Annotated in this window: 15 protein-coding genes; 4 read left to right on the plus strand and 11 right to left on the minus strand. The window is 58.4% G+C overall.

Annotated features, from left to right (window positions below):
* Nucleotides 1-127: 127 nt before the first annotated feature.
* Together iolD and IM273_RS04710 are read right to left on the minus strand one after the other, a co-directional pair.
* Nucleotides 128-2,053 carry a 3D-(3,5/4)-trihydroxycyclohexane-1,2-dione acylhydrolase (decyclizing) gene (iolD, locus tag IM273_RS04705; protein ID WP_193051235.1) on the minus strand — a complete coding sequence of 642 codons (1,926 nt, stop codon included), beginning with the start codon at nucleotides 2,051-2,053 and terminating at the stop codon, nucleotides 128-130.
* An 11-nt stretch (nucleotides 2,054-2,064) separates the two neighbouring features.
* Entirely contained in the window at nucleotides 2,065-3,570 is a 1,506-nt protein-coding gene (locus IM273_RS04710; RefSeq protein WP_193051237.1) for a CoA-acylating methylmalonate-semialdehyde dehydrogenase, read from the minus strand.
* Nucleotides 3,571-3,862: 292 nt separating this feature from the next.
* On the opposite strand from IM273_RS04710, the gene IM273_RS04715 reads away from it, so the two are divergent.
* Nucleotides 3,863-4,693: a MurR/RpiR family transcriptional regulator gene (locus IM273_RS04715; RefSeq protein ID WP_008502123.1), complete on the plus strand. Its 831-nt coding sequence runs from the start codon at nucleotides 3,863-3,865 to the stop codon at nucleotides 4,691-4,693.
* 57 nt (nucleotides 4,694-4,750) lie between these two features.
* Here the strand turns inward: IM273_RS04715 and guaA are convergent, their stop codons facing one another.
* On the minus strand, nucleotides 4,751-6,328 hold the full coding sequence (gene guaA / locus IM273_RS04720) for a glutamine-hydrolyzing GMP synthase (protein WP_003860599.1): 1,578 nt from the start codon (nucleotides 6,326-6,328) through the stop codon (nucleotides 4,751-4,753).
* Between the two features lie 66 nt (nucleotides 6,329-6,394).
* Nucleotides 6,395-7,861, minus strand: a complete 1,467-nt coding sequence (guaB, locus tag IM273_RS04725) for an IMP dehydrogenase (RefSeq protein ID WP_069733435.1) — start codon at nucleotides 7,859-7,861, stop codon at nucleotides 6,395-6,397.
* A gap of 158 nt (nucleotides 7,862-8,019) precedes the next feature.
* On the opposite strand from guaB, the gene xseA reads away from it, so the two are divergent.
* From xseA to IM273_RS04740, 3 genes are read left to right on the plus strand one after another with little or no spacing between them, the layout of a single operon-like run.
* Nucleotides 8,020-9,393, plus strand: a complete 1,374-nt coding sequence (gene xseA / locus IM273_RS04730) for an exodeoxyribonuclease VII large subunit (protein ID WP_059358571.1) — start codon at nucleotides 8,020-8,022, stop codon at nucleotides 9,391-9,393.
* 58 nt (nucleotides 9,394-9,451) lie between these two features.
* The gene (locus IM273_RS04735; RefSeq protein ID WP_028014052.1) at nucleotides 9,452-10,471 is read left to right on the plus strand and encodes a M4 family metallopeptidase; all 1,020 of its coding nucleotides are present in this window, start codon (nucleotides 9,452-9,454) and stop codon (nucleotides 10,469-10,471) included.
* Entirely contained in the window at nucleotides 10,472-10,822 is a 351-nt protein-coding gene (locus IM273_RS04740) for a protealysin inhibitor emfourin (RefSeq protein ID WP_028014053.1), read from the plus strand.
* On the opposite strand, the gene IM273_RS04745 is transcribed toward IM273_RS04740, so the two are convergent.
* From IM273_RS04745 to hisS, 7 genes are all read right to left on the minus strand, one after another.
* Nucleotides 10,819-11,040, minus strand: coding sequence for a zinc ribbon domain-containing protein (locus IM273_RS04745; protein WP_193051239.1), 222 nt, complete (start codon nucleotides 11,038-11,040; stop codon nucleotides 10,819-10,821). The genes IM273_RS04740 and IM273_RS04745 overlap by 4 nt on opposite strands.
* A 47-nt stretch (nucleotides 11,041-11,087) precedes the next feature.
* Complete coding sequence (locus tag IM273_RS04750; protein WP_028014055.1) at nucleotides 11,088-12,122, minus strand: oxidoreductase; 1,035 nt, start codon at nucleotides 12,120-12,122, stop codon at nucleotides 11,088-11,090.
* Nucleotides 12,123-12,180: 58 nt separating this feature from the next.
* Nucleotides 12,181-13,725 carry a peptide MFS transporter gene (locus IM273_RS04755; RefSeq protein WP_041908728.1) on the minus strand — a complete coding sequence of 515 codons (1,545 nt, stop codon included), beginning with the start codon at nucleotides 13,723-13,725 and terminating at the stop codon, nucleotides 12,181-12,183.
* A gap of 299 nt (nucleotides 13,726-14,024) precedes the next feature.
* Nucleotides 14,025-15,500: a ribosome biogenesis GTPase Der gene (der, locus tag IM273_RS04760; RefSeq protein WP_028014057.1), complete on the minus strand. Its 1,476-nt coding sequence runs from the start codon at nucleotides 15,498-15,500 to the stop codon at nucleotides 14,025-14,027.
* Between the two features lie 112 nt (nucleotides 15,501-15,612).
* A complete protein-coding gene (gene bamB, locus IM273_RS04765) occupies nucleotides 15,613-16,791 on the minus strand; it encodes an outer membrane protein assembly factor BamB (protein WP_028014058.1) in 1,179 nt (392 codons plus the stop codon).
* 10 nt (nucleotides 16,792-16,801) lie between these two features.
* Nucleotides 16,802-17,422 (minus strand): YfgM family protein, encoded by a 621-nt coding sequence (locus IM273_RS04770; RefSeq protein WP_028014059.1) that lies wholly within the window; start codon nucleotides 17,420-17,422, stop codon nucleotides 16,802-16,804.
* 13 nt (nucleotides 17,423-17,435) lie between these two features.
* Nucleotides 17,436-18,710: a histidine--tRNA ligase gene (gene hisS / locus IM273_RS04775; RefSeq protein WP_193051241.1), complete on the minus strand. Its 1,275-nt coding sequence runs from the start codon at nucleotides 18,708-18,710 to the stop codon at nucleotides 17,436-17,438.
* Nucleotides 18,711-18,772: the final 62 nt, after the last annotated feature.

An 18,772-nucleotide genomic window follows, 5' to 3' on the forward strand; every position in this document is an offset into this window, starting at 1 on the left:
GTCCCCGGACTGTACACCCCAAAGGAGCGAGGGAGAAAAGAGTGCACCACCCCATCCCCTCTCCACTTTTGGGAGAGGGTTAGGGTGAGGGGAAAATGAAATGAAAATTTCGTTAAGACAGGAAAACTCAATACTGACGGGCTTTTTTCACCTGCGCCTGCGTTTGCTCCGCGGCCTCACGCACGGCAGACGACTCTGCCACCTGCGCATCACCGGTTCGCCACCACGAGGCGTAGTCATGGGTCATGGTCTTCGGCAGCACCTTGATGTCCAGCAGCGTCGGGCCCGGATGGGCGCGTGACGCCTCAAGCGCCGCCAGCAGGCTCTGCTCGTCGTTCACCCGCCACGCGCGGCAACCGTAGCTTTCCGCGTTTTGCGCAAAATCGACTTTCACCAGCGGCCCGTCAAGCCGCCCGGTTTCCGGGTTGCGATGGCGATTTTCCGTGCCGAAGCTGCCCATCCCGTGACCCATCTGCAGGTTGTTAATGCAGCCGAAGCTGGCGTTATCAAACAGCAGAACGGTGACCTTAATGCCCTCCTGTACGGCGGTTTGCAGCTCGGAGTGCAGCATCATGTAGGAGCCATCCCCCACCATGGCGTAAACCGGCTGCCCGGGGCGGGCGAGCTTCGCGCCGATGGCCGCCGCAATCTCGTAGCCCATGCAGGAGTAGCCGTACTCCAGGTGATAGCTGTCCGGCGTTTTGACCTGCCAGAGGCGCTGTAAATCTCCCGGCAGCGAACCGGCCGCGCCCACCACGATGGCGTTATCTTCCACATGCTGATTGATCAGCCCCAGCACCCGCGTCTGGGTCAGGCGGGTGTTGAGCGTCTCGCCGTATTCCGCCAGCTGCGCGTCCAAATGCCCCGCCACTTCGGGCGCGTCGTCCGGATGCCACTGGCGATCCCACAGGCGGCGGCACTCATCGCGCCACGCGGATTTCGCCTGGGCGATCGCCTCTCCCCAGCCGCTGCGGTAATCGCCGAGCTCGTGGGTTAAGGCCTGGAGCTCGGTTTGGGCATCGGCAATCAGCGCGGTGGCGTCCAGCTTCAGGGCGTCAAACTCGGCCACGTTAAGCAGCAGGAATTCGACGTCCGGATGGGAAAAGAGCGCCTTGGAGCCGGTGGTAAAGTCGGTCAGGCGCGTGCCGACACCAATCACTAAGTCAGCCTGTGGCGCGAGCTGGTTGGCGGCCATTCCGCCCGTCACTCCTACGCCGCCGAGGTTAAGTGGGTGGTCACTAACCAGCGCCCCCTTCCCGGCCTGCGTTTCGGCAAACGGCAGCTGCAGCGTCTCGACAAATTCGCGAAACGCCTCATGCGCGCCGGAGTAGCGCACGCCGCCGCCGCACACCACCAGCGGACGGCGCTTGCGGGCGATCAGCGCCCGCGCCTGCGCCAGTCTCTGCGGATCGGGCGGACGGCGTTCGATGTGGTGCACCCGACGCGCGAAGAAGCTTAGCGGGTAGTCCCATGCTTCCCCTTGCACGTCCTGCGGCAGACAGAGGGTCACCGCTCCGGTATCTGCGGGGTCAGTAAGCGTTCGCATCGCGCTTAGCATGGCGCTCATGAGCTGCTCGGGGCGGTTGATGCGGTCCCAGTAGCGGGAAACCGGACGGAAGCAGTCGTTGGTGCTGATGCTGAGATCGTGATACTGCTCGATCTGCTGCAGCACCGGGTCCGGCTGGCGGCTGGCGTAGATATCGCCCGGCAGCAGTAAAAGTGGGATGCGGTTCGCCGTGGCGGTGGCCGCCGCCGTGACCATATTGGCGGCGCCAGGCCCGACCGAGGAGGTGACGGCAAATATGCGCTGGCGGCGGTGCTGTTTGGCAAATCCCGTCGCCATGTGGGCGATGCCCTGCTCGTTGCACCCCTGCATGATTTTCAGATGACCGGGATCCTGCTCCAGCGCCTGGCCAATACCCAGCACGTTGCCGTGCCCAAAGATCGTCGCCACGCCCTCCACGAAGGGCGTTTCGTTGCCGTCAACGCTGACGTACTGTTGATTCAGGAACCGGACCAGCGCCTGGGCCATGGTCATACGTTCGGTTTGCATAATGCCTCCTGTCAGCCCAGCGTCGGCATGGAGAACGCAGCGCCTGTCTCCTGCTGCATTTCCGGCCAGCGCGCGGTGATGGTTTTCATTCGGGTGTAGAAACGCACGCCGTCGTTGCCGTGTACGTTGAGCGCGCCAAAGATGGAACGCTTCCAGCCACCGAAACTGTGGAATGCCATCGGCACCGGGATCGGCACGTTGACCCCCACCATGCCCGCCTGCACCTCTTCGCAGAAGCGGCGCGCGCAGCCGCCGTCACGGGTGAAGATCGCCGAGCCATTACCATATTCATGGCGGTTAATGAGGTCCACCGCGCTGGCGTAATCTGCTACCCGCACCACAGAAAGCACCGGGCCAAAAATCTCTTCTTTATAGATGGTCATCTCCGGTGTGACGTTATCGAACAGCGTCGGCCCGACGAAGTAGCCCTGCTCGTGGCCCTTCACGCTGAAGCCGCGCCCGTCCACGCGCAGTTTCGCCCCCTGCGCTTCCCCGCTGTCGATATAGCCCAGCACCTTGCTGCGGTGCGCGGAGGAGATAAGCGGACCCATTTCGTTTTCCGGTGTCTGGTCCAGCCCCGGCCCGACGCGCAGCGCTTCAATCTGTTTTTCCAGCCGGGTGCAGAGGTCATCGGCGGTTTTATCCCCCACCGCCAGTACCACTGAAAGCGCCATGCAGCGTTCCCCCGCCGCGCCGTAGGCCGCGCCCATGATGGCGTTGGTCGCCATCTCCATGTCGGCATCCGGCATTAAAATGCAGTGGTTTTTCGCGCCGCCCAGCGCCTGACAGCGCTTACCCTGGGCGGAGGCGGTCTGGTAAATGTATTCGGCAATCGGCGTGGAGCCGACAAAGCTCACCGCCTGTACGCGCGGGTCGGTCAGGAGCACGTCAACGGACTCTTTATCCCCCTGCACCACGTTGAAGACGCCGTCCGGCAGGCCTGCCTCTTTTAGCAGCTGCGCCAGCGCGAGCGCGAGAGAAGGGTCTTTTTCCGACGGCTTCAGCACGAAGGTATTCCCGGTCGCCAGCGCAATGGGGAACATCCACATTGGCACCATCGCCGGGAAGTTAAACGGCGTGATCCCGGCGCAGACGCCGAGCGGCTGCATCAGCGAGTGGCTGTCGACGCCGGTACCGACGTTCGCAGAGTGTTCACCCTTTTGCAGATGCGGGATACCGCAGGCAAATTCCACCACTTCCAGGCCGCGGGTCAGTTCGCCCACCGCGTCGGAGAAAACCTTGCCGTGCTCTTCGCTGATGATGCGGGCCAGGCGCGTCATGTTCTCTTCCAGCAGCGCCTTGAAGCGGAACATCACGCGCGCGCGCTTAAGCGGAGCCTGGCGCGCCCACGCGGGAAACGCCTGCTGCGCGGCGGCAATCGCCTGCTCCGTTTCCTGTGCCGTACTCATCACCACCTGGCGGATCTGCTCGCCGGTGGCCGGGTTGAAGATCGCCTGAACGCGCTGGCCTGAACCGGTGACACATTCGCCGTGAATAAAATTCGCTACCGTCTCCATCCTTAACCTCTCGCTGTTGATACGTGACTGTTACCTGAACGCTGTGTACTGGACACTATATATGAAACAAATATTCCATTTTAAGTTGAAATAAAATAAATGATGATTATTGTGATCAAGGATGGATTTTTATGTTAACAGCCAGCAACACTGGCGCTGCGTGCGCTATTAAGGGATTTCGGGCGAGGAAATGACTGAAGCTTCTGTTTCATTTTTGCTGCCAGATGGATGGCCGACATTTAAAAGACGCGGTTTTGCGTTTAGAATCATCAGACTGTATTTGGGAGATAACATGACGACAGCAACCAGCCTGAACGAACTGCAGCAGCAAATCCGCGATCGCTACGATAGCCTGAGCAAGAGGCTGCAGCAGGTCTCCCGCTACGTGCTGGATAACACCAACAGCGTGGCCTTTGATACGGTTGCCGTCATTGCCGAGCGCGCCGACGTGCCGCCTTCGACGCTGATCCGCTTTGCCAACGCCTTTGACTTCACCGGCTTCAACGAAATGAAACAGCTGTTTCGCATGAACCTGGTGGAGGAGACTGCCAGCTACAGCGACCGCGCGCGGCTGTTCCGCGAAATGGAGAGCGAGGCCGTGCCGGAAACGCCGCTCGATATTCTGCAGGAGTTCGCCCGCTCGAACGCGCAGGCGCTGCAGCAGCTGGCCGCCCGCGCCGAGCCGGAAATGCTGGAGCGCGCGGTACAGCTGCTGGCCGACGCCGACACTATCTACATCGCCGGACTGCGCCGCTCGTTTAGCGTCGCGGCCTACCTCACCTACGCCCTGAGCCACCTGGAGTGCCGCCCTATCCTGCTCGACGGCATGGGCGGGATGCTGCGCGAGCAAATCAGCCGCATTAAGGCGCGCGACATCGTGGTGTCGATCAGCTTCTCGCCGTACGCGGAAGAGACGGTGATGGTCAGCGAAACCGCCGCCAGCGTCGGCGCCCGGCAGATCGTGATTACGGACAGCCAGATAAGCCCCCTGGCGACGTTTAGCGATCTCTGCTTTGTGGTGAAAGAGGCGCAGGTGGATGCGTTCCGCTCCCAGTCGGCGACGCTGTGCCTGGTGCAGTCGCTGGTGGTGGCGCTGGCGTACAGGTTGGGTGAAGGGAAATAAGGCAATAAAAAAACCCCCTGCGCAGGCAGAGGGTTTGGGTGTTAATTCAGAGGGAAATCATTCCCACTCAATCGTAGCCGGTGGCTTACCGCTGATGTCATACACCACGCGGGAAATACCATTCACTTCGTTGATGATGCGGTTAGACACGCGGCCTAAGAAGTCATACGGCAGGTGCGCCCAGTGCGCGGTCATGAAGTCGATGGTTTCCACCGCACGCAGGGAAACAACCCAGTCGTACTTGCGGCCATCGCCCATTACCCCGACGGAGCGAACCGGCAGGAACACGGTGAACGCCTGGCTCACTTTGTTGTACAGGTCAGCTTTGTGCAGCTCTTCGATGAAGATCGCGTCCGCGCGACGCAGCAGGTCGCAGTACTCTTTCTTCACTTCGCCCAGCACGCGCACGCCCAGACCCGGACCAGGGAATGGATGACGGTAGAGCATGTCGTACGGCAGACCCAGTTCCAGACCGATCTTACGCACTTCGTCTTTGAACAGCTCGCGCAGCGGTTCAACCAGACCCATCTTCATCTCTTTCGGCAGGCCGCCCACGTTGTGGTGAGATTTGATGACGTGCGCTTTGCCGGTGGCGGATGCCGCAGACTCGATCACGTCCGGATAGATGGTACCCTGCGCCAGCCACTTCACGTCTTCCAGCTTCAGCGCTTCTTCGTCGAACACTTCCACGAAGACGCGACCGATGATCTTACGTTTCGCTTCCGGATCGTTTTCGCCTTTCAGCGCGTCCAGGAAGCGCTGCTCGCCTTCCACGTGAACGATGTTCAGACCGAAGTGGTCGCCGAACATGTCCATGACCTGCTTCGCTTCGTTCAGACGCAGCAGACCGTTGTCCACGAAGACGCAGGTCAGGTTTTTGCCGATGGCACGGTGCAGCAGCATCGCGGTGACGGAGGAGTCCACGCCGCCGGAGAGGCCGAGGATCACTTTGTCATCGCCAACCTGCTGGCGGATACGCTCAACGGCGTCGTCGATGATTTTTGCCGGGGTCCACAGGGCTTCACACTGGCAGATGTCACGCACGAAGCGCTCCAGCATGCGCATACCCTGACGGGTGTGGGTCACTTCCGGGTGGAACTGCACGCCGTAGAAGCGTTTTTCTTCGTTCGCCATGATGGCGAACGGGCAGCTTTCGGTGCTGGCAACGGTCACGAAGTCGGATGGGATGGCGGTAACCTTGTCGCCGTGGCTCATCCACACGTCCAGCAGCGGCTTGCCGTCTGCGGTCAGGGAGTCTTCGATACCGCGCACCAGCGCGCTGTCGGTGACAACTTCAACCTGCGCGTAGCCGAACTCACGTTCGTTAGAGCCTTCTACGTGGCCGCCCAGTTGCATCGCCATGGTCTGCATGCCGTAGCAGACGCCGAATACCGGCACGCCCGCTTCGAACACGTACTGCGGCGCGCGCGGGCTGTTCTCTTCGGTGGTGCTTTCCGGGCCGCCGGACAGGATGATGCCGCTTGGATTGAATTCGCGAATCTGTGCTTCCGTGACATCCCAGGCCCACAGTTCACAGTAAACGCCCAGTTCACGTACGCGACGCGCCACCAGCTGAGTGTACTGAGAACCGAAGTCCAGGATGAGAATGCGATGTTTATGAATGTTTTCCGTCATTGACGCTAATTCCGAGGCAAGTGAAACAAAACAAAGCGCCCGGCAGAAGCCGGGCGCGGAAACTTATCAGGAGCCCAGACGGTAGTTCGGGGACTCTTTGGTGATCGTCACGTCGTGAACGTGGCTCTCCTGGATACCCGCACCGCTGATGCGTACGAATTCCGCTTTGGTACGCAGCAAGTCAATGGTACCACAGCCGGTCAGACCCATACAGGAACGCAGGCCGCCCATCTGCTGGTGAATGATCTCTTTCAGACGGCCTTTATAGGCCACGCGGCCTTCGATACCTTCCGGTACCAGTTTGTCAGCAGCGTTATCGGTCTGGAAGTAACGGTCAGAGGAACCTTTGGACATCGCGCCCAGGGAGCCCATTCCACGGTAAGATTTGTAAGAACGGCCCTGGTAGAGTTCGATTTCGCCCGGGGATTCTTCGGTACCAGCGAGCATGGAGCCTACCATGACGGCAGCAGCGCCCGCGGCGATGGCTTTAGCTATGTCGCCAGAGAAGCGGATACCGCCGTCAGCGATAACTGGAATACCGGTGCCTTCCAGCGCTTCAACCGCGTCAGAAACCGCGGTAATCTGCGGAACGCCCACGCCGGTCACGATACGGGTGGTACAGATGGAGCCAGGGCCGATACCCACTTTCACCGCGCTGCAGCCGGCTTCCGCCAGTGCGCGAGCGCCTGCGCCCGTCGCCACGTTGCCGCCAATGATCTGCAGGTCAGGATATTTCGCACGGGTGTCGCGAATACGCTGCAGCACGCCTTCGGAGTGGCCGTGAGAGGAGTCAATCAGCAGGACGTCAACGCCCGCCGCCACCAGCGCGTCAACGCGCTCTTCGTTACCTGCACCCGCGCCTACGGCAGCGCCGACGCGCAGACGGCCATGCTCGTCTTTACAGGCGTTCGGTTTACGTTCTGCTTTCTGGAAATCTTTAACGGTGATCATGCCGCGCAGGTGGAAGTTCGCATCCACAACCAGCGCTTTCTCAACGCGTTTTTCGTGCATTTTCGCCAGCACCACGTCGCGAGTTTCGCCTTCGCGGACGGTCACCAGTCGCTCTTTTGGCGTCATATAGACGCTGACAGGCTGGTTCAGGTCAGTCACGAAGCGCACGTCACGACCGGTGATGATGCCCACCAGTTCATTGTCTTCGGTCACTACCGGGTAGCCGGCAAAGCCGTTACGTTCGGTCAGGGCTTTCACTTCGTGCAGGGTAGTGGTTGGCAGAACGGTCTGAGGGTCGGACACGATGCCGGACTCATGCTTCTTCACGCGGCGAACTTCTTCCGCCTGACGCTCGATAGACATGTTTTTGTGGATAAAGCCAATGCCGCCTTCCTGTGCCAGGGCGATAGCCAGGCGCGCTTCAGTCACGGTGTCCATTGCCGCGGAGAGCATAGGAATGTTCAGACGAATGGTTTTCGTCAACTGCGTGCTGAGGTCGGCAGTATTCGGCAGAACGGTGGAATGAGCGGGAACGAGGAGGACGTCGTCAAACGTCAGTGCTTCTTTAGCGATACGTAGCATGGGCAATATCTCTGACCTGGGTGGTTAAATATTGCCGTGGCATTATACAGAGCGTAACCGATTGCATCTACACTTTTTTGAAAAAATGCTTGCGAATGCCTCTCAGCAGGTTACTATCGACTGAATAACTTGCTGATTTAGAATTTGATCCCGCTCACATGTTATCCTCTCAATCCCCCTCAATTTATACTGTCAGCCGCCTTAATCAGACGGTGCGTTTGCTGCTTGAGCAGGAAATGGGGCAGGTCTGGATCAGCGGTGAAATCTCAAACTTCACGCAGCCGTCTTCCGGACACTGGTACTTTACCTTAAAAGACGATACCGCCCAGGTGCGCTGCGCGATGTTCCGCAACAGCAACCGTCGCGTGACGTTCCGTCCGCAGCACGGCCAGCAGGTTCTGGTTCGCGCCAATATCACCCTGTATGAGCCGCGCGGCGATTATCAAATTATCGTTGAGAGCATGCAGCCCGCGGGCGAAGGCCTGCTGCAGCAAAAGTATGAACAGTTAAAGGCGAAGCTCTCCGAAGAGGGACTTTTCGACCAACAGTTCAAAAAGCCGCTGCCCTCACCTGCCCACTGCGTGGGTGTCATCACCTCGAAAACCGGTGCCGCCCTGCACGACATTTTGCACGTACTGAAGCGTCGCGATCCTTCCCTGCCCGTCATTATCTACCCGACCGCCGTTCAGGGTGACGATGCGCCAGGCCAGATTGTACGCGCCATTGAACTGGCAAATGTGCGTAAGGAGTGTGACGTGTTGATCGTCGGGCGCGGCGGCGGCTCGCTGGAAGACCTGTGGAGCTTTAACGACGAGCGCGTGGCGCGGGCAATCTTTGCAAGCGAGATCCCCGTGGTGAGCGCCGTCGGGCATGAAACGGACGTGACAATCGCGGATTTTGTTGCGGATCTGCGTGCGCCTACCCCGTCCGCGGCGGCGGAAGTGGTGAGCCGTAACCAGCTGGAGCTGCTGCGTCAGCTTCAGAACGGCCAGCAGCGTCTTGAGATGGCGATGGACTACTTCCTTGCCAACCGTACCCGCCGCTTTACCCAGCTTCATCACCGTCTTCAGCAGCAGCACCCGCAGCTTCGTCTGGCGCGTCAGCAGACCGTGCTGGAACGCCTGCGTCAGCGCATGAACTTTGCGCTTGATAATCAGCTTAAGCGCGCGGTGACGCGCCAGCAGCGTGTGACCCAGCGCCTGAACCAGCAGAATCCGCAGCCGAAAATCTATCGTGCGCAAACGCGCATTCAGCAGCTGGAATATCGTCTGGCGGAGACTCTCCGGGCGCGCCTGAGCACCACACGTGAGCGTTTTGGCAACGCGGTGACCCATCTGGAAGCCGTCAGCCCCCTCTCCACGCTGGCGCGCGGCTATAGCGTAACGACGGCAGCGGACGGCAAAGTGCTGAAGCAAACCAAACAGGTGAACACCGGTGACGTTCTTACCACCCGCCTGTCTGACGGCTGGGTGGAAAGCGAAGTGAAATCAATTAAACCGGTGAAAAAGACGCGTCAGCGCAAAACCGGATAATACTTCGCCGGTTACTTACTATACTGCTGCTATTCCCTTTTTTAATAAGGAGAGCAGCATGTCCCATCTTCGTAGCGTTATTCCCCCTTATATTCTTCGTCGTATTATCGAAAGCGGTTCCGAACCGCAGCAGCGCTATGCCCGTCAGACCTTAACCCACGTCCAGACGCTGATGGCGCATATGCCGGGCAAACCCGCCGCGCCGCACGTGAATAAAGCCGGTCAGCTTGAGCGCGATATCTACGATGCGAAACAGACCCAGGAGCTGCCGGGTACCCAGGTGCGTTACGAGGGCCAGCCGTCGAATGGCGATGTGGCCGTGGATGAGGCGTACGATTATTTGGGTATCACCCATGATTTCTTCTGGAAAGAATATCAGCGCGATTCGCTCGATAATAAGGGGCTGATTTTGACCGGCACCGTGCATTACGGTCGGGAATATCAGAACGCCTTCTGGAACGGTCAGCAGATGGTGTTTGGCGACGGCGACGGGGAGATCTTTAACCGCTTTACGATTGCCATCGACGTGGTGGCGCATGAGCTGAGCCACGGCGTCACCGAGACCGAAGCCGGGCTAATCTATTTCGAACAGTCAGGCGCGCTGAATGAGTCCCTGTCAGACGTGTTTGGTTCGCTGGTGAAACAGTACCATCTCAAGCAAACCGCCGATAAAGCAGACTGGTTGATTGGTGAAGGGCTGCTGGCCGCGGGCATTAACGGCAAAGGGCTGCGCTCCATGTCTGAACCCGGCACCGCCTACGACGATCCCCTGCTCGGCAAAGACCCGCAGCCCGCGCACATGAAAGATTTCATCAAAACGCGCGAGGATAACGGCGGCGTCCATCTTAACTCCGGCATCCCCAACCGGGCGTTTTACCTGGCCGCGACGGCGATCGGCGGTTACGCCTGGGAAAAAGCCGGTTATGCCTGGTACGACACGGTTTGCGATCGCAATCTGGCGCAGGATGCGGATTTTGATGCCTTCGCAAAACTGACGATAGCGCACGGAGAGAAACGTTCCGGTAGCGACGTCGGGGCGGCGATAAAACAGGCCTGGGAACAGGTGGGAGTGCTGTAAATGCAGGTTCCGGAACTGACGGATGACGCCGTGGTTGAGCTGGCCCGGGAAGGCGGCGTCGCTTTTATTCCTAAGCTGAGCGGCCAGCGTACCATCGCGCTCTCCTCGCTTAATGAGGCCCAGCGCCAGCGCCTGGTGAGCATCCTGGAGCAGGCCTTTCCACGCGGTCAGCCGCCGGGTCAGACGTCGTCACCCGGCAGCGGTGACCAGCGCTATTTCCGTATCCAGATTATCTGGACCGGCCAAAATCAGGCGCACTATGCCGATATCATCGTGCTGGTACCCGAGCAGGAAGCGCCCGAGTCGCTGGTCGAGCTGTGGAAAAAAGGCGAAGACTGCGTGTGCGATTAATCTTCGGCCGGAACAAACTCCACGCGCTTTTTAGAAATTAAGCCGTGGCCGTTCTGGCAGAAATAGTCCACCGCCCCGCAGGCCTTTAAGACCTGGAGTGGCTGATGGCACTCCGGGCAGCGGGCTTCGAGCGTAATATCTTTATTACAGCTGTCGCAGTGCGCCGCCCCGTTCAGGGGTTCAAGCTGTGCCTGGCAATCCGGGCAGGTAATGGTCATGGTGTCTCCTTCAGGGCGTTCAGGTCTGCGATAATTTTACCACGTCTTTAGTGCGGGCCACGCAACTGTTGCTGCAAGGTCAGCAGCAGCGCCACCTCATCGATCCTGCGGCGCGTTGTGCGGCTCACCTCCTGCGGATCGCGCTCAAACAGACTGTTTGCGCCAAGAATATGACCGGCAAGACAGCGTTCGTAGATCGTGCCGGGGATATACCAGCGCTGAATATTCTTACCTTTAACTAGCTCCAGCACATCTTCCGCGCCGCGTCGGTCGTAGTTGATAATGCGGCCGTCGCGTAAATAGAGACGCAGGCCCTTTTGCCCGCCCGCGGGTCCCGCGTATTTATTAAGCCAGATGCCCACCGGCACGCCGCTGATGGTTCCCTGCAAGTGCGCCTCGCCTTCCGCGGTGGTCTGGTCACCCTTTGCGATATCGTGGCCCAGGCGGTCTTTAGCCGTTACCACCTGCAGCGTCATATCGTCCTGACCGCCCAGATAACGCAGCGTTTCACGCAGCATCGCCAGCACGTGCGTTCCGATATCCAGAATCACGCCGTCCGGGTGGCGAAGCGTTCTGGTATCCGGTTCTCCGGTCGCGAAATTGAGCGCGATGGGTTCCCCTGCGGCGTTATATCCGCTCGGCTCCTGCAAAAAACCTTCGATTCTGGCAATGTCAGATACATGGCCGACCAGCGACCGCTTCACCGTTTCGATGCGCGCCATCCAGTGGTCGAGCGCCAGCACGCGGGACGCCACGCCGGGCGTTGCCAGCAGCGCGTTGAGTTTTTCGATTTGAGGAAGCGTGGCGACAATCGGTTTTTCAATCACAATCCGCGGAACCGGCGAGGCAATCGCCAGCTCAAGCACCTCAAGGTGGTGCAGCGATGCGGTGGTAATAAAAAGGGTATCCAGCGGGGTGGCTAAAAGCGCCGCAAGCGAGGCGCAGCGCGTAACGCCTTCAGGGTGCTTTGCGGGGAGAACATCAAAACCGAAACAACGAACAGCGCCATCGAACAGATTACGTAGTGCGGGCAGATACGCTGTTTCCACTACCGCACCAAGACCAACAAATCCTAACTGCATGGTTTCACCTCAGGAAGTACAGTGCCGGGGCATAACGCCTGCCCCGGCACACAGAGGTTTATGAGGCGCTAGCTGCCGGTTTAGTTTGCGCATTTTCCAGCATGCGGCGCACCGGAACAATGAGGACGATCAGCACTGCGGCACAAATCAGCAGCGCGATGGAGCAGCGCGCGAAGAGATCCGGCAGCATATCCAGCTGGTCGGCCTTCACGTGACCGCCAATCAGGCCCGCCGCCAGGTTACCCAGCGCGCTGGCGCAGAACCACAGCCCCATCATCTGGCCGCGCATTCTCTCCGGCGCCAGTAGGGTCATGGTCGCCAGACCGATCGGGCTCAGGCACAGCTCACCCAGCGTCAGCATTAAGATACTGCCCACCAGCCAGAACGGCGACACGCCCGCCCCGCCGTTGCTCAGCACGTTCTGTGCCGCCAGCATCATCAGGCCAAAGCCCGCTGCCGCACACAGAATACCGATAACAAACTTGGTGATGCTGCTCGGGCGAATGTTCATGCTCGCGAGCTTTGGCCATGCCCAGCTGAACACCGGGGCCAGCAGGATGATGAACAGGGCGTTGATCGACTGGAACCATACCGCCGGAATTTCAAAATCACCGATCATGCGGTTAGTGTAGTCGTTGGCAAACAGGTTGAACGAGGTTGGCTTCTGCTCAAACGCGGACCAGAAGAACGCGGCGGAGACCAGCAGAATAAAGCAGACCAGCAGCCTGGCGCGCTCTTTACGGTTCAGGCCCGCGAAGATGAACAGGTAGATGAAGTAGAGGGCAACGGACGCCGCAATTACGTAGACCAGCACGCTGGCTACCGCGACCGGGTTAATGACAATCACGCCCTGCGCGATCAGCGTCACGAGCGTTGCCACGCCTGCCGCCAGCGCCAGCAGCCAGACGCCCACGCCGTTGCGCTTCACCACCGGGCTGTTCCATGTGGAGTCCAGACCGACTTCGCTGTCGTAGCGCTTCATCGCCGGAACCGCAAACACGCGGAAGATAATCAGCGCCACCAGCATCCCGATGCCGCCAATACCAAAGCCCCAGTGCCAGCCGTGGGTTTTGATCAGCCAGCCGGAAATCAGCGGGGCGATGAACGAGCCCATATTAATGCCCATGTAGAACAGCGAGAAACCGCCGTCACGACGTGCATCGCCTTTTTTATACAGGGTGCCGACCATCACCGAGATACAGGTTTTGAACAGGCCAGAGCCGAGCACGATGAACATCAGGCCGATAAAGAACAGGTTGTTGCCCATGATGGCCGACAGCGCAATCGACAGGTGGCCGAGCGCGATCAGAATCGAACCGTACCAGACGGCTCTCTGCTGGCCGAGCCAGTTATCCGCCAGCCAGCCGCCCGGCAGCGCGGCCAGGTACATGGTACCGGCAAAAATACCGACAATCGCCGAGGCGTTTTCACGCGCCAGGCCCATCCCGCCGTCATAGACGGTGGCGGCCATAAACAGGATCAGCAGCGGGCGAATGCCGTAGAACGAGAAACGCTCCCACATCTCGGTAAAGAACAGCGAACCGAGCGGATAAGGATGGCCGAAGAAGGTTCGGCTCTCTTTTTGATTAACAGAGGATTGCATAATTCTCCCGAAAGGTATGTGTCGTGCTTGTAAACACCAGCAGGTACGCCGGCCAGTTACGTATCTGACCGATTTTTTACATGCGGCGAAAAGTTAGTTAACCATTTGATAACCAGTCGCTAGTTTTGTCTAGTACCGGACCAGGGACTTTAAGATGAAAATTCGACGATTGTCTACTTTTCTGGATTTAAAGATGGTTGGGAGTGAATAGTGATTGACATCACACAGAGAGAACCGCCGGTATGATTGGGCCAAAAAAAGCCCGCGATAAACGCGGGCCTTTGTGAGATCGGCAATGATTATTTGCTTTTCTTAATGTGCTTAATCAAACGCTTACGCTTACGCATCTGGTTCGGCGTCAGGGTGTTGCGCTTGTTGGCGAACGGGTTTTCCCCTTCCTTAAACTGGATACGAATAGGCGTGCCCATCACGTCCAGCGATTTACGGAAGTAGTTCATCAGGTAGCGCTTGTAGGAATCCGGCAGGTCTTTCACCTGGTTGCCGTGAATCACCACGATTGGCGGGTTATAGCCACCGGCATGGGCATATTTCAGCTTCACGCGACGACCGCGCACCAGCGGCGGCTGGTGATCTTCCGCTGCCATATTCATGATACGGGTCAGCATGGCGGTGCTCTGACGACGGGTGGAGCTGTCGTAGGCTTCACGCACGGATTCGAACAGGTTACCGACGCCGCTACCGTGCAGCGCAGAGATAAAGTGCACGCGGGCAAAGTCGATAAAGCCCAGACGGAAGTCCAGGGTCTCTTTCACCTGCTCGCGCACTTCATTGCTCAGGCCGTCCCACTTGTTGACGACGATGACCAGTGAGCGCCCACTATTGAGGATAAAGCCGAGCAGAGAGAGATCCTGATCGGAGATACCTTCGCGCGCGTCGATGACCAGCAGCACCACGTTGGCATCTTCAATCGCCTGCAGGGTTTTGATAACGGAGAATTTTTCCACCACGTCGGTGATTTTTCCGCGCTTACGTACACCGGCGGTGTCGATGAGGACATACTCACGTTCATCGCGCTGCATCGGGATGTAGATGCTGTCACGCGTAGTGCCCGGCATGTCGTAAACCACCACGCGCTCTTCACCCAGAATACGGTTAGTAAGCGTAGACTTACCTACGTTTGGACGACCGACGATAGCCAGCTTGATCGGCAGATCCTGCGGGTTGAAGTCATCCTCAGGCTCTTCTTCTTCGCCCTCTTCACCGTCTTCGAACTGCGCCCAGTATGCGGCGTCTTCGTCCACCTCTTCCGGCGGGTTCACTTCGTCCACCCACGGCAGCAGAACGGTTTCCAGCAGGCTGGTCACACCGCGGCCATGCGATGCCGCAATCGGGTGGATATCCCCCATGCCCAGAGACCAGAAGTCCGCGATAGCCTGATCGGCATCGATGCCGTCAGTTTTGTTCGCCACCAGGAAAGTTGGCTTTTCGCGAGAACGCAGGTGCTTAGCGATTGCGGAGTCCGCCGGCATCAGGCCAGCGCGCGCATCTACCATGAACAGCACGACATCCGCTTCTTCAATCGCCAGCAAGGACTGTTCCGCCATGCGGGTTTCAACGCCGTCTTCTGTGCCATCAATACCGCCGGTATCAATACAGATGAACTCGCGTCCTTCCACCTCTGCACGACCGTACTTACGGTCACGCGTCAGCCCCGGGAAATCCGCAACCAGCGCATCACGGGTGCGTGTTAAACGGTTAAAAAGAGTGGATTTTCCAACGTTAGGGCGCCCGACAAGCGCGACCACAGGTACCATGTTTGAAGCCTCATAAAATTCAAATAAACGTCGCATTCGCGGCGTTTTTAAAAATGTCAAAACGGCTCCTGAGTGAACAGGAGCCGTTTAGTATACTACAACCGCCGGGTAATTAACGCGTGATCGCGTACAGCGTGCCGTCTTTTGCCTGAATCAGCAGTTTGCCGTCAGCCACAACCGGGTCGGTCAGGAAGCCTGAACCGTCCACTTTCTGCTGCGCCACGAAGCGGCCATTCTCTGGATCAACCCAGTGCATATAGCCTTCGCTGTCGCCAACCACCAGGCTACCGTTGTACAGCACTGGCGCGGTCAGCAGACGGTGCAGCAGATCGCTTTGCGTCCACAGCGTCACGCCGCCTTCGGTGCTCAGCGCCAGCAGGCGATCGTTCTGGTCAACCATATAGATGCGGTTACCGTCCACGATGAAATCATTCACAGAGCCCAGCTCACGTTTCCACATGATCTGGCCGCTGCGCAGGTCCAGCGCGGTCAGGTTGCCGTTATAGGCCAGGGCGTAAACCACACCGTCAACGATAACCGGGGTAGTGTCTACGTCGCTCAGGCGGTCGATTTCCGTTGAGCCAGTGGCCTGCGAGATACGCTGCTGCCAGATCATCTGGCCCTGCTGCATCAGCACGGCACTCACGCGACCGTTGTCACCACCCACAATGGCAGCGCCAAATGCGGTTGCAGGTGCGGATTCACCGCGCAGAGACAGCGCAGGCATATCCAGGTTAACGGTCCATTTCACCAGGCCGTCCGCTTCATTCAGCGCCTGAAGCTGGCCGTTGCTGGTATGGATCAGCACCAGCCCGTCGCTCACGACCGGACGTGACAAGGATTCACCGGCTACAGCGGTCTGCCATGCAACAGAACCATCGCTGGCATTCAGCGCGTAAACCTGCGCTTTTTCGCTGCCCACGTACACGTGACCACCGGAAACGGTCAGGCCGCCAGACAGCAGTGCAGGTTTACGGGAGAACCAGCCGTCTTTTTCCGCCAGGTTAACGGACCACACTTCTTTCCCGTCATCGGCGTTCACCGCTTTCACGGTACCTTTGCGGTCAGCGGCATAGACAACGCTGTCTGCATACGCAGGATGAAGGTTGGAATAGAAATCACCAATCCCACTGCCCACGGAGACATCCCACGCGGTGGATGGGGTAAACTGGTTTTCAACCGTCGGCAGTGGGGACATTTTCACAACGTCTTCTTCGCCACTGAACAGTGAACAACCACTTAATAACGTAACAGAAAGCAGTCCTGGCAGAAGTAATTTACGCAATTGCATCGGGTCCCTCTCAGACGGACAAATTATTTATTTTCATCTGCATCATTTCGCTCAGCGCAGGTGACGCTTTGCTCTCTACGCCAGCTTGCCACGCTTTACGCGCGCCCGCTTTGTCACCTTTGCTCAGCAGTGCTTCACCGCGCAGATCGGCAACGATGGCAGCAAAACCTTCGCCTTTGATGGTATCGAGCGTTTTCAGCGCGTCGTCAGCTTTTTTCTGCTGAACCTGAATACGTGCCAGGCGCAGATTGATCACCGCTTTCAGGTTTTCATCGCTGGCAGCAGCAAGGCCCTGAGACAACTGAGCAGCGGCTTTATCCAGTTCGTTTTTATCAACGTACTGCTGAGCCACTTCCAGTGCTGCCAGTGCACCGTAGGTGTTTTTGTTGTCAGCCGCAAATTTCTCTGCCGCAGCCAGCGTTTGCGGCTGGTCGGCACGAATCGCGCTAACGGTATTTTCATAGGACAGGGACGCGCCGCGCGCGGAATCCGCCTGATGGTTGTTCCAGTAACGCCAGCCCACCAGCGCACCCACACCTAAAATAACCCCAACAACCAGCGCTTTGCCGTTTTCAGCAAAGAAGCGTTTAATCGCGTCGACCTGATCGTGTTCGTTCTCGTACATTTCCACGCCGTCTTTCTCCTTAGCCCAATAGAGTGCGCAAGTGCGCCGCAACGCCGTCCTGCGTTACCGTTGTCTGCTCACCAGAGCGCAGGTCTTTTACTACCACTTCGCCGTTAGCCACTTCGGACTCGCCCAGCACCAGTGCAATACTTGCGCCCCACTTATCGGCACGAGCAAACTGTTTTTTGAAGTTGCCGCCGCCATGGTTGGTCATCAGCTTAACGCCCGGTAGCGCATCGCGCACGCATTCGGCAAGCTGCATCGCCGCAGACTGCGTTTCCGCGCCTGAAGCCACCAGGTATATATCGACAACGGAATCTGCTTTAAATTCCGGATTAACTGCCTGAACCAGCAAAACAAGTCGCTCAAGACCCATCGCGAAGCCAACCGCAGGCGCCGCACGGCCACCCAGTTGCTCAACCAGACCGTCATAACGGCCGCCGGCACACACGGTGCCCTGAGAACCGAGGCTGGTGGTTACCCACTCAAACACGGTGCGGTTGTAGTAGTCCAGACCGCGCACCAGACGCTGGTTCACGGTGTAGGCAATGCCCGCCGCTTCGAGCAGCTTGCACAGGCCGGTAAAGTGTTCGCGAGACTCGTCGTCCAGGTAGTCACCCAGCGCAGGGGCATCGTTCAGCAGCGCCTGAACATCAGGGTTTTTGGAATCCAGCACGCGCAGCGGGTTGCTGTACATGCGACGTTTGCAGTCTTCGTCCAGCTTCTCTTTATGCTGCTCCAGGAACGCCACCAGCGCATCGCGGTAGTTAGCGCGCGCTTCCAGAGAACCGATTGAGTTCAGTTCCAGCGAAACGTGCTCAGAGATACCGAGGGCGCGCCACCAGCGAGCGGTCAGCATAATCAGTTCGGCATCGATGTCCGGGCCCTGCAGGCCAAAGACTTCCACACCCAGCTGGTTAAACTGGCGATAACGACCTTTCTGCGGACGTTCGTGGCGGAACATCGGGCCGATATACCACAGGCGCTGCTCCTGATTGTACAGAAGACCATGTTCGATGCCGGCGCGTACGCAGCCCGCCGTACCTTCCGGACGCAGGGTCAGGCTGTCGCCGTTGCGGTCCTCAAAGGTGTACATCTCTTTTTCAACCACGTCGGTTACTTCACCGATCGCGCGTTTGAATAACGGGGTCTGCTCTACAATCGGCAAACGGATTTCGCTGTAACCGTAGCTGCCGAGCACCTGCTTCAGCGTGCCTTCAATGCGCTGCCAGATGGCGGTTTCGCCAGGCAGGTAATCGTTCATGCCGCGGATGGCTTGAATGTTTTTTGCCACGTTTATTCTCTTTCTATATACAAAAAAAACCCAAAGAATGGGTTCAATCATACATGGGAAGC

It is taken from the genome of Enterobacter cloacae complex sp. P13B (assembly GCF_014895915.1).
GTDB lineage: Bacteria > Pseudomonadota > Gammaproteobacteria > Enterobacterales > Enterobacteriaceae > Enterobacter > Enterobacter bugandensis.

What these genes read in the sequence shown, in the direction of transcription:
- xseA (WP_059358571.1), top strand. Translation starts at nt 8,020, where the DNA reads ATGTTATCCTCTCAATCCCCCTCAATTTATACTGTCAGCCGCCTTAAT.
- iolD (WP_193051235.1), bottom strand. Translation starts at nt 2,053, where the DNA reads ATGCAAACCGAACGTATGACCATGGCCCAGGCGCTGGTCCGGTTCCTG.
- IM273_RS04755 (WP_041908728.1), bottom strand. Translation starts at nt 13,725, where the DNA reads ATGCAATCCTCTGTTAATCAAAAAGAGAGCCGAACCTTCTTCGGCCAT.
- guaB (WP_069733435.1), bottom strand. Translation starts at nt 7,861, where the DNA reads ATGCTACGTATCGCTAAAGAAGCACTGACGTTTGACGACGTCCTCCTC.
- guaA (WP_003860599.1), bottom strand. Translation starts at nt 6,328, where the DNA reads ATGACGGAAAACATTCATAAACATCGCATTCTCATCCTGGACTTCGGT.
- IM273_RS04750 (WP_028014055.1), bottom strand. Translation starts at nt 12,122, where the DNA reads ATGCAGTTAGGATTTGTTGGTCTTGGTGCGGTAGTGGAAACAGCGTAT.
- IM273_RS04710 (WP_193051237.1), bottom strand. Translation starts at nt 3,570, where the DNA reads ATGGAGACGGTAGCGAATTTTATTCACGGCGAATGTGTCACCGGTTCA.
- der (WP_028014057.1), bottom strand. Translation starts at nt 15,500, where the DNA reads ATGGTACCTGTGGTCGCGCTTGTCGGGCGCCCTAACGTTGGAAAATCC.
- IM273_RS04745 (WP_193051239.1), bottom strand. Translation starts at nt 11,040, where the DNA reads ATGACCATTACCTGCCCGGATTGCCAGGCACAGCTTGAACCCCTGAAC.
- IM273_RS04715 (WP_008502123.1), top strand. Translation starts at nt 3,863, where the DNA reads ATGACGACAGCAACCAGCCTGAACGAACTGCAGCAGCAAATCCGCGAT.
- IM273_RS04740 (WP_028014053.1), top strand. Translation starts at nt 10,472, where the DNA reads ATGCAGGTTCCGGAACTGACGGATGACGCCGTGGTTGAGCTGGCCCGG.
- IM273_RS04735 (WP_028014052.1), top strand. Translation starts at nt 9,452, where the DNA reads ATGTCCCATCTTCGTAGCGTTATTCCCCCTTATATTCTTCGTCGTATT.
- bamB (WP_028014058.1), bottom strand. Translation starts at nt 16,791, where the DNA reads ATGCAATTGCGTAAATTACTTCTGCCAGGACTGCTTTCTGTTACGTTA.